Genomic DNA, 10,287 nt, shown 5'->3' with positions numbered 1-10,287 from the left:
TAGCAAAATATTTGATGAAATTGGTATTAGCATGTCCACAGCGATTAATACATTTCTTAAAACTGTTGTTCGTGAGGGAAAGATGCCATTTGATATAAATATCGAGCGTCCAATAGTTCAATTGAAATCTGGAAATGCCACTCTTAATAATGCATTTATTGTTAAAAAAGATGAATTTTACACTCAATATGAAGATGTTTTTGTGGAAATGATGAACCATAGAAGGCATTTCAAGGGAAAAACTATACTTTGTAATTGTGATGATCCATTTGAATCAGCTTTCTTTAGATTCTTTATACTTCATTTCGATGACTTAGAATTAGCGGGTCTAATATCCACTTGCTATTCAGAATCTAGTTTAGCAGGCCAAGAATATCCTCTAAATGGGGGAACTAGTGCCTATAAAGCAGTAGTAAAAGAGGTACCTAACCATAGTTTAGAAAGACCTGATGGTTCTTTAGACTTAGAATCTTTATTTGCTATACCGAGTAACTCTCTTGTACATTTAAATGGTAATGGTGATTTTCGTTCAAAAGAATGTGAAACTCTATTACAAGAAGCAGATATTGTAGTCACTAATCCTCCCTTCAGTCTTTTCCGTGAATATATTAGTTTGCTAATGCAGCATAAAAAAAAGTTTATTATTCTTGGAAATATGAATGCATCAACATGCAAGGAAATATTCCCACTCTTTCGTGATAATAAAATTTGGTATGGTGATTCTATAAGATCAGGAGATCGTAAGTTTTATGTTCCTGATGACTATCCATTAAATGCAAGTAATTGTGGGATAGATGATACAGGGCGCCGCTTTATTAGAGTCAAAGGTGTTCGTTGGTTTACTAATTTAGATACCACTAGACGTCATGAAAATTTAGTTTTAACTAAAGCATATAATTCAAATGATTATCCAAAATATGAAAATTATGATGCCATTGAGGTTAACCGCACTCAAAATATTCCAGTAGATTATGATGGCTTAATGGGTGTACCTATTACATTCCTTGATAAATATAATCCAGATCAATTTGAAATTGTAATGCTTGCTAATGGTAATGCACGTTCCAATGTACCTTCTGATGTTCTTTCACAAGTAAAATACTTACAACACTCTGAGGATAGAGGAGGGGTCGGTATAATCAATGGTCAAAGAGTTTATGCAAGAATTCTAATTCAAAGGAAATGTTGATGAGCTCAATATTACGAGTGCCTTGTTCATATCAAGGTGGTAAACAACGTGTAGCATCTCAAATAGTTGATGTAATTCTAAACTCTTCTACTGACTCCAATACTCAATTCTATGATTTATGTTGTGGTTCAGGTGCAATTTCTATTGAATTAGTTAATCGAGGTATAGATCCAACACGTATCTCTATGCTTGATATTAGTTCTTGGGGGGCTTTTTGGTCAGCTATAGGATCTAATACTTTTAATATGGATGTTTTTGATCAATTTTTAGCAGAGTTACCTAGTAGTCAAAAAGATTTTAAAGAGCATTTATCTACTCTTTCTAAACTACCAATAGATAAACATGAAGTGGAACTTTATCCAATCCTTCAAGCTTGTTCCTTTGGTGGAAAACAAATCTATCGTAAGGAAAAAAATTGGGCAAATGCTTGTTTTAGAGACTATTGGGAACCAACTGAAACAAGTATTCGTCGTAGTCCTGCAAATGCTATGCAACCATCTCCGAATGAATTAAGACGGAGAATAAATACTATTGTAAACAAAATGAGTGGAGTAACTTGTTTCAATATGGATATTATGGAATTACTCAGTATTCCATTTCCTACAAACTCGATTGTTTATGTTGATCCACCATATCAACATACAACAGGATACGCATACAGTTTTGATTTAAACTTTTTCGTTAAGCGATTTCGAGAAATAAATAATGTTCCTTTATTTATTTCTGAAGGAATTCCATTAAGTGAAGATACAATTATGCTTAACTTTGGTGGTGCAAATGGTGGCATTAGCGGAGCTAGAAAAAATAAGCACCAAGAATGGTTAAGCCGTTTTTAAAATAATCCAAATTGCTTAGCATTTTTTGAAGAACCATTCCTACCTAAGATTCGTGAAGATAATTTAAAATTAGCCATTTCTGATTCTGAATATACAGATAAAGAGTAGTAATCTTCACGAATCTTAGTAAAGGTTATTATTTTTTCGACTAAGTAATATCCTTCTTCTTTTGCTCTAAAAGCATCTGTAATTTTTATATTATTAGAGCTTACTCCTTTAATCTGAAGGCGCCACGTACCATTTGCATTATCTCCTGTAGGGAAGAGTATCTCATTGCCAATATAATCAACCCCATCAAACTCTAATGTAATTAGTTTACGTTTATGACTACTTAAAGGATCTACTCCAAAAAAATACACTGTACCTAGCATCAACTTAGAATCATTAAATTCAAAAATAGTTCCTTTCGGATCTCCTCTTTCAACTAAAGATTTCATTGATAAATCTAAAATATTTCTTGATCCACCAGTCATTCGCTTCGTTTCAAACCAAATTGTCTGGATACCAGGTGAGACTGTACCTGTACTAGTAGGTGAGACTGTACCTGTACTGGCAGGTGAGACTGTACCTGTACTAGTAGGTGAGACTGTACCTGTACTAGTAGGTGAGACTGTACCTGTACTAGTAGGTGAGACTGTACCTGTACTAGTAGGTTCTTTCTGTGACTTAACTATTGTTTTTAGTTTAACTTTTGGAATATTTGGAGAGCTAGGACTCCATACTATATGATTTCTAACAGGAACAAAAATTTTCTTACTTTCATCCTCTAGAAAACCATTATTTAGTAAATTATCTAACTGATGCTTACTTTTTAAATGAATACAATCAGCCTTTATGATATTTAAATTCATCATTATTGTTTGTATTAAATCCCAATTAGAATGATTTATATACAATAAAATATTGGCTTCAATATTGGTTTCAAATCCTCCAGAAGTTAGGTTGGAGCTTCCAACACTCAATACTCCTTCCTTTGAAGCTTCTTCATAGAAACAAAAAACTTTAGGATGAAAAATCTGTTGGGGAGTACCAGTATTAACCAAATAAATATCTTGATGTACATTCTTATCTAGAAGATATTCTAAAGCTTGCTTAGACGTTACTCCATTATTTATTCCTATGAAAAATATTATTTTTTTATTGTTTAGAACATTATTACAAATGATATCAGCACCATTTTTTCGCGCAAAAGCAACACTAATGATACCTTCATTATAATTAAAAGAGGCTGTAGCTAATTCATTAACAAAATCAGCGCCATCAAGACGTTGAAAAAAGATTTTTGGTGAAGGCATTTGATTCCATCAATTTTGCTATACTCCTTTTTTAAGTTTAACCCAAATATTAACGAGTAAATTAATGCTTTGCTAAAATTTATCTAATTTAAAAAGATTTTATGTTTTTTCAGCCTTATCCATTTAACATAAAGTTTCTTATACGAAATTTGGTTCAAAAAAAATGCCACTTTAAAGAGGCATTTATCAATTCAGACTATAAATTTTTTTCTCAATTCATCAAAACTTTGACCATAGATGAAATCAAAATCTCTGATCCTAAGATGCCTAAATTTTTCTTCATATTGAACAGAATATAGGGTTACATAAGGATCATCACTAAGATGTACCTCAGTACAATAAGCAAGATCTTGTCTTCCATTATAACTATAGAAGACAAAACTTTCGTATAATTCAAACAAAGCATTCTTAGAAATGAAACTATGATCTGCTTTTAACTGAAAGTTTGAAGTAGAAGAATATATAGGTAACAAAAAAAACTCCCAAAAGCGCTAATATCTGATTTAGGCTCACTTGGACACTTAACTAAGAAAACAAACCAAAAGTAGTTTCCAAAGCGCTAATATCTGATTTAGGCTCACTTGGACACTTTATCCAAGTAGCCACAACTGATTTAGATACACAGAGTTCACTTGCAATTTTTCTACAGCTCAAACCTTGTGAATGTAGATCCCTTGCCTGCCTCCTCAGCTCATCATATTTTGCAGATCTTACTTTTCCACCTTTAATGCCACCCAATCGCCCCTTATATTTTTGGCGATCAATGAACTCCTGATAACAATATGGGTCTTTTTTCCAACAATAGCGCGCAATAGACTTAGCAATGCCTTTCACCTCTCCATAGGTCATAGGTTGAATCAAACCCTGATTTAGCTTCACGCAATGCTGAATTACACTCTCAAGCCAAACAGAATATGTGCTCCCTCTATACTTCCGTATTTCTTTATATGCCCAATGACGAGCTGTATGGAATACAAAACAATTACGTCCTAAACCTATCGCTTCATCTTGTTTAATTTCTCTTTTAGCATCATTCCAAGTTAAGTCTAAGTTCCTTGCTAGCTCACTTAAGGTATAAGGTTTTTCCCGTAAACACGTAGTTTTCCAAAAACTAGACATAGGATTTTTAGCTACTAGATGTGTATATGCGGGATCTGCTTTGAACAACTCTCCAAGTTTATGTCGAATGGCATTTGCATAGAGAATTGGTCTTTGACGACTAGCATCAGTGGTATAAATCGGTGTTTTTAACTGGAATAAAATATGAGAACGACCATTGTAAGGATTAGCAATTACTAAGTTTGGTAATGGTACTCCTACTAGTCCATATAATATTTCTGATAATGAAGCCTCATAATCCAAATCAAATACTAGATAATGTAAATAATAAGGACTGTTTGGCTGTATATATCTGTATTTTATAGAAATTTCTTTAGGCATGATCATCAGACCATAATCCAAATTATCTGCACAGTAAGGCTTTTTAGGTAATCTGTCTTGAAATTGATCAAGCAGAAAAGATAATTGTTGCATTTGCTTATCTTCACTATTTGCAAATGCACAATGACCATGTATTATTAATACAGTTCATGTGCAAGCATGTTCTAAGAATTCAAGCCCTGTAACTTCTCTTCCGCCAAGATTTGAAAGTTACGGGGCTTTTTCATATCTGTAGTTTATACAATATATCTATTTTGTTTTTCAATTCAATCAAAAAGTATATATAAGATAAAACTTTTTTTATAAACTTACGTAAGTTACATAAGTTATTTAAGTTACGTAAAAAGTTAACTATGTGAATACATTGATCTTCTCTATTATTAGAATATACTTAAGTTAAATAAGTTACGTAAGTTAAATAAAAATGATCATATTAGTTGGTGGTGAAAAAGGTGGATCTGGCAAAAGTTGTTTAGCCCAAAATCTAGCAGTTTATTTACAAGCGAGTAATCGAGATATCTTATTACTCGATGCCGATCCACAAGGTACAACAACCGATTGGATCAAAGAACGTGATGAAAATTCAGCTGTAAAAAATATTCCATCAGTACAAGCTTCAGGAAATATTCGACAAATCCTAATGGACTTATCTAAGCGATACCAAGATATCATTATTGATGCTGGTGGACAGGATTCTGAAGCCCTACGTTCTGCAATGACTGTTTCCACGCATATGCTTTTGCCTTTCCGTCCTAAAAGACGAGATCTCAAAACATTAGTGCATGTCGAAAAATTAATACGTCTTGCAAAAGCTGTTAATCCTGAACTCTATACGAGAGCAGTCATTACTCAATGTCCTACTTTACCGAGTCAAGTTCAACGCATCTTAGATGCTAAAGAAGCATGTGAATCGTTTGATCTCATCCCATTAAATAATTTTACGTGTAATCGAAACATATACGATGATGCTGATGAAAATGGATTATCCGTTTTTGAAATGTCATCTGATGAAAAAGCCAAACAAGAAATTGAACAAATTGCTAAAGAGTTTTTAGGAGATCTTTAATGGCACTTAAAGGCTTAAAAAAATCTGAGCAAAGTTTAAACGAAGAAAAAATCGAGGACTTTATTCAGGGTGCAACCAAACGTGTTAAGAAAATAGAGCCAACACAGCAAACTTATAAAAGATACACCTTCTCTTTAACTGAAGATGTCAATCATCAAATAGATACTCTTTTGGTAAATTGTAGAGTTGCTAAGGCCAATCGTTCTATCATTTTAAAAGCTGCTATTAGTCAACTAGAAAAACTATCTGCTGAAGAACTGCAAAAAATCGTATTAGATAAAATTAAGTAACTTACGTAAGTTACTTAATTTACATAAGTTAATGCTTTAAATTTTTATTAAATAAACTTTTGAAATATTGCTTACTTATCGATCGTGTAACATGAAAGATTGATAAAACAGCCTAAGAGAGCGTGCTTAGGCTGTTTTTACAGATATAAGACATTGTTTTAAAATGGTTTTTACAAAACGTTTCGTATAAGGTGTATTATGTTAATTTTAGAGAAATTCAATAATGCAAAAATATAAATCAAAAATAGATTGGTGGGTGATTATAGTTTTGACAGGAAGTTCTTTACTGCTTTTAACCTTAGTCTATAGTCATTTTGATAGCCAAAATTTACATGCAAATATAATTTTTTCCGTCCTTTTAAGTTCTTTAGCTCTAGTGGTTTGGTTACCCATTCCAACCACATACTATGTTGTAGACAGTGAGATATTAAAGATACACAGTATCTTCTTAAAGTGGGAAATTCCATTGAATAGCATTGAAAAGATCGAGGAAACATCAGACTCTTTATCAGCTCCAGCTTTATCTTTAGATAGAATAAGAATTGAATATAAAAAAGATGGTATCCATAAATCAATCATGGTTTCGCCAAGGAATAAAACTGAATTTATAAAACAAGTATCTTGATTTATCCCGCATTTAACATAATGGTTGTTATACGAAATTCTGTTATAAGCCCCATACATTCAAGTTTATTTCTTGCATGAATGTATCCTATAGGATACATTAATCTTATGTACTCAATATATACCACTGAAGTCTTTGATGACTGGTTTACTAAGTTAAAAGACCAGCAGGCAAAAAGACGTATACAAGTCCGAATTGATCGGGTTGAAGATGGAAACTTTGGAGATACTGAACCAGTCGGTGAAGGTGTCTCTGAATTACGTTTCTTCTTTGGACCTGGCTACAGGATCTATTACTGTAAGCAAGGGCAAAGGGTCGTTATTCTTTTAGCAGGCGGAGACAAGTCTACGCAAAGTAAAGATATAAAACTTGCCCTACAACTAGCACAAGATTTAGAGGAGGAGCTGTAAATGGCTATCAAACTTCGTAAATGGGACAGTGCTGAACATCTTAAAACAGAAGAAGATATGCAAGCTTACCTACAAGCCTGTATAGATGAATCTAATGGTGATGCGGCATTCATTGCAAAAGCTTTAGGTAATATTGCTAAAGCTAAAGGAATGGCTCAATTATCAAGAGACACAGGTTTAGGCCGAGAAAGTCTTTATAAAGCACTTTCTGGCGATGTAAATCCAAGCTTTGATACTGTTATTAAAGTGGTAAAAGCGCTGAATTTACGCTTAGCAATTTAAAAAAAACTAGTAAAAAAGGGAGCTTAAAGCTCCCTTTTTCAACTTCATATAACGTGTATTATGTTAATTTTAGGAAATCTTAGTCTTTAGCTAACATAATCTTCAGTTGATATTACTTGAGCATATGCAAATTCAAAAGCGGCCATTAATGTTGCATGGACATGACCAGCAGGTACTTTAACGCCATTAAATTCCAAGTCTAGTGTTGCACAAGCATCATGTATCACTTTTACCTTATAACCAAAATCAGAAGCAGCACGAACAGCAGCATCAACACACATATGCGTCATAGCACCAATCACGACTAACTCAGTCACTTGATTGCTATCTAAAATTTCTTTGAGATTCGTGTTTAAGAACGCATTGATGTGATTTTTAATGATTACAGCTTCATCTTCTTGCGGCTTAACTGTGTCCTGAAATTCAATACCATTTGAGCTAGGTTCAAATATAGGAGATTCAGCATCAGCAATATGTTGCACATGAATCACTTGAGTACCCAGTTGATGGGCTTTCGCAATTACTTTCACTGCATTAGCAGCAGCTTGTTCAATATTTACCAATGGTAATTTACCTGTAGGTAGATATTCATTTTGTAAGTCGATAACTAATAAAGCTGATTTTGACATACCTATTCCTTTACTTAACTAATATTTGTTTTGTTCTACTTATGTTTTAAAGAAGTGGAATGCTTCCACTTCTTTAAGTCACTTTAGAAAGAAAGCGTTTCACCATCGATAGGAATTAAAACCTTATCTTGGATTCCTTTGTCCTTTACGTAATCTGCAAGCTCAGCACGTGTTACCGACATGTGGTTAATTGCATCCATGTGAACAGCAACCACTTTAGCATTTGGTGCTTTCTGAGTTGCATGATAAGTATCTTCTTTGCCCATAATAATGGATTCTTTAAAGCCATCAACCAAGGCGTTACCTGTATTCAAGACAATCACATCAGGTTTAAATGTTTGAATCGCTTGATCAACTTCAGAACGCCAGATGGTATCTCCTGCTACATAAACAGTTTCATGACCAGCAGCTTCAAATACCACCCCCATTGCTTCGCCTAATCCAGCTTTAAGCTTAGGAATACGGTACATGGCATCAGTACCATGTTGGCCACCAGTTTTAGTGAGCTTAATCCCTTCAAAGGTGGCTTGCGTTAATACACGGACATCTTTGAAGCCTTGTGACTGAATGACTTTTTGGTCTTCTTTATTCTGTACAAACAAGGGCATGTTTTTCGGAATAGTCGCTTGTGCTGCATCATCCCAATGATCTAAATGGGTATGGGTCACGATTACCGCATCTACACCTTCTAAAATCGTTTCGGGCTTGATAGGCAAATCGACTAATGGGTTCCGTAAATAGCTACGATGAGTATCAGGAAAACCTTCATAGAATCCTTTTTTAGCAAACATTGGGTCAATTAAAAAAGTCGTATCAGCATAGGTTACTTTAATCGTTGCATTGCGAATTTCTTGTATATGCGTAACTTTAGAAGTATCTCGCTGAACCACCTTATCATTCGCATATAAATGGACTGAAGCCATTGCCAGAGAGAGTGCAATAACAGAGCTACTTAAAATTTTATTCATGTTCCAGATCCAATCATTTAGTCATACTCGAATCATGATAGGAAAAATTAAGCAATAAAATTGTCCTTAAGGACAATCATCGAAACTATTGGGACAACATGCTATATTTATTATTTTAGAGAGGTAGATTGAATGGCTATACCAGTGATTGGATTGTTCGTATATCCCAATATAAATCCATTTCACTTCTCTATCCCCCATATCATTTTCAATATCAAGATTGAAGATAAACGCTTATTTGATCTGAAAATTTTTTCTATAGATGGCCAGCCCGTAACAACAGAACAGTCTATGATGATTATCCCTGATGGTGGGATTGAACTCATTAAAGAGTCGGATCTTATTATTATTCCTGGATGGGATGATTTTAATCATGAGCCTGAACAAGTACTTATCGATGCCCTAAATTGTGCATATCAGACTGGAATTAGAATTGTAGGGTTATGCTATGGAACTTATGCACTGGCATATGCTGGTTTACTTGACCATAAAAAAGCAGCTACGCACTGGATGGCTGAACAAGATTTTAGTGAGCGATTTCCACAGGTTCAGCTTGATCATGATGCCCTGTATGTAGAAGACCAAAGGATCGTAACCTCTGCAGGAACAGGCGCAGCGTTAGACTGCTGCTTGTACTTGGTACGTGAAATCTATAATGCACGAATTGCGAATAAAGTCTCTAGAGTAATGGTGATCCCGCCTCACCGTGAAGGTGGGCAAGCTCAGTTTATTGAACAGCCAGTCGCAGAATCGAGCCAAGATGCACAAATTAATGTATTACTTGATTTTTTAAGAAAGAATTTAGCTTTACAACATAATATTGAAAGCCTCGCTGAACGGACACATATGACACGCAGGACGTTCACACGGCATTTTAAGAAAGCGACAGGCATGACCCTAGTCGATTGGCTGAATACTGAAAGAATCAGATTAAGTTGTGAACTTTTAGAAACGACAAACTTGTCTATCGAAAAGATAACCGAGCTTTCAGGTTTTAATAATACCGTGTCATTTAGAAAAAATTTTCGTGAAAAATATGGCACCAGCCCTCAGGCATGGAGAAAAGCTTTTGGGATCATTAATGAAAATAATCCACCCATTTAACATAATGGATATTATACGAAGTACATTTGTATATTAATATAAATATCAGATACTTATTTAAATGATAAAAATCCAAAAATGCCCAAAAAGCCGATTTTGAAACAAGTCGGCTTTTTTATGAGCGTTTTTGATAGTTCTTGCCAATAATTTTGT

The 10,287-nt window shown here is 34.1% G+C and carries 12 protein-coding genes; 8 read left to right on the top strand and 4 right to left on the bottom strand.

Annotation, left to right across the window (positions count from 1 at the left end; genetic code table 11):
* A partial coding sequence (locus FTV41_RS13035) for an adenine-specific methyltransferase EcoRI family protein (RefSeq protein WP_257221965.1) occupies positions 1-1,189 on the top strand: 1,189 nt, incomplete at its 5' end.
* On the top strand, positions 1,189-2,025 hold the full coding sequence (locus tag FTV41_RS13030; RefSeq protein WP_179995740.1) for a DNA adenine methylase: 837 nt from the start codon (positions 1,189-1,191) through the stop codon (positions 2,023-2,025). The genes FTV41_RS13035 and FTV41_RS13030, both read left to right, overlap by 1 nt.
* On the opposite strand, the gene FTV41_RS13025 is transcribed toward FTV41_RS13030, so the two are convergent.
* Entirely contained in the window at positions 2,022-3,320 is a 1,299-nt protein-coding gene (locus tag FTV41_RS13025; RefSeq protein WP_179996674.1) for a phospholipase D family protein, read from the bottom strand. The genes FTV41_RS13030 and FTV41_RS13025 overlap by 4 nt on opposite strands.
* A 525-nt stretch (positions 3,321-3,845) precedes the next feature.
* A complete protein-coding gene (locus FTV41_RS13020) occupies positions 3,846-4,853 on the bottom strand; it encodes a replication initiation protein (RefSeq protein ID WP_179996673.1) in 1,008 nt (335 codons plus the stop codon).
* A gap of 331 nt (positions 4,854-5,184) precedes the next feature.
* Here FTV41_RS13020 and FTV41_RS13015 point away from each other — a divergent pair, with 331 nt between their 5' ends.
* From FTV41_RS13015 to FTV41_RS12995, 5 genes are all read left to right on the top strand, one after another.
* Positions 5,185-5,826 carry an AAA family ATPase gene (locus FTV41_RS13015; protein WP_179996672.1) on the top strand — a complete coding sequence of 214 codons (642 nt, stop codon included), beginning with the start codon at positions 5,185-5,187 and terminating at the stop codon, positions 5,824-5,826.
* Positions 5,826-6,116: a hypothetical protein gene (locus FTV41_RS13010; protein ID WP_127801923.1), complete on the top strand. Its 291-nt coding sequence runs from the start codon at positions 5,826-5,828 to the stop codon at positions 6,114-6,116. Before FTV41_RS13015 ends, FTV41_RS13010 begins: the two co-directional genes overlap by 1 nt.
* 223 nt (positions 6,117-6,339) lie before the next feature.
* Positions 6,340-6,741 carry a PH domain-containing protein gene (locus tag FTV41_RS13005; RefSeq protein WP_179996671.1) on the top strand — a complete coding sequence of 134 codons (402 nt, stop codon included), beginning with the start codon at positions 6,340-6,342 and terminating at the stop codon, positions 6,739-6,741.
* Between the two features lie 107 nt (positions 6,742-6,848).
* Positions 6,849-7,151, top strand: a complete 303-nt coding sequence (locus FTV41_RS13000; RefSeq protein ID WP_000286964.1) for a type II toxin-antitoxin system RelE/ParE family toxin — start codon at positions 6,849-6,851, stop codon at positions 7,149-7,151.
* Positions 7,152-7,433 carry an addiction module antidote protein gene (locus FTV41_RS12995; RefSeq protein WP_000985610.1) on the top strand — a complete coding sequence of 94 codons (282 nt, stop codon included), beginning with the start codon at positions 7,152-7,154 and terminating at the stop codon, positions 7,431-7,433. It begins immediately after the preceding gene.
* A gap of 86 nt (positions 7,434-7,519) precedes the next feature.
* Here FTV41_RS12995 and FTV41_RS12990 read toward each other — a convergent pair whose 3' ends face one another.
* Positions 7,520-8,062, bottom strand: a complete 543-nt coding sequence (locus tag FTV41_RS12990; RefSeq protein ID WP_044109724.1) for a cysteine hydrolase family protein — start codon at positions 8,060-8,062, stop codon at positions 7,520-7,522.
* 83 nt (positions 8,063-8,145) lie between these two features.
* Positions 8,146-9,030 carry an MBL fold metallo-hydrolase gene (locus tag FTV41_RS12985; protein WP_179996670.1) on the bottom strand — a complete coding sequence of 295 codons (885 nt, stop codon included), beginning with the start codon at positions 9,028-9,030 and terminating at the stop codon, positions 8,146-8,148.
* Between the two features lie 132 nt (positions 9,031-9,162).
* Here FTV41_RS12985 and FTV41_RS12980 point away from each other — a divergent pair, with 132 nt between their 5' ends.
* Complete coding sequence (locus FTV41_RS12980) at positions 9,163-10,134, top strand: GlxA family transcriptional regulator (RefSeq protein WP_179996669.1); 972 nt, start codon at positions 9,163-9,165, stop codon at positions 10,132-10,134.
* Positions 10,135-10,287: the final 153 nt, after the last annotated feature.

It is taken from the genome of Acinetobacter sp. YH16051, from assembly GCF_013417135.1.
GTDB classification, from domain to species: domain Bacteria; phylum Pseudomonadota; class Gammaproteobacteria; order Pseudomonadales; family Moraxellaceae; genus Acinetobacter; species Acinetobacter towneri.
Note: the sequence above shows the minus strand (reverse complement) of the source record. Positions and strands in the feature narration are given on the sequence as shown.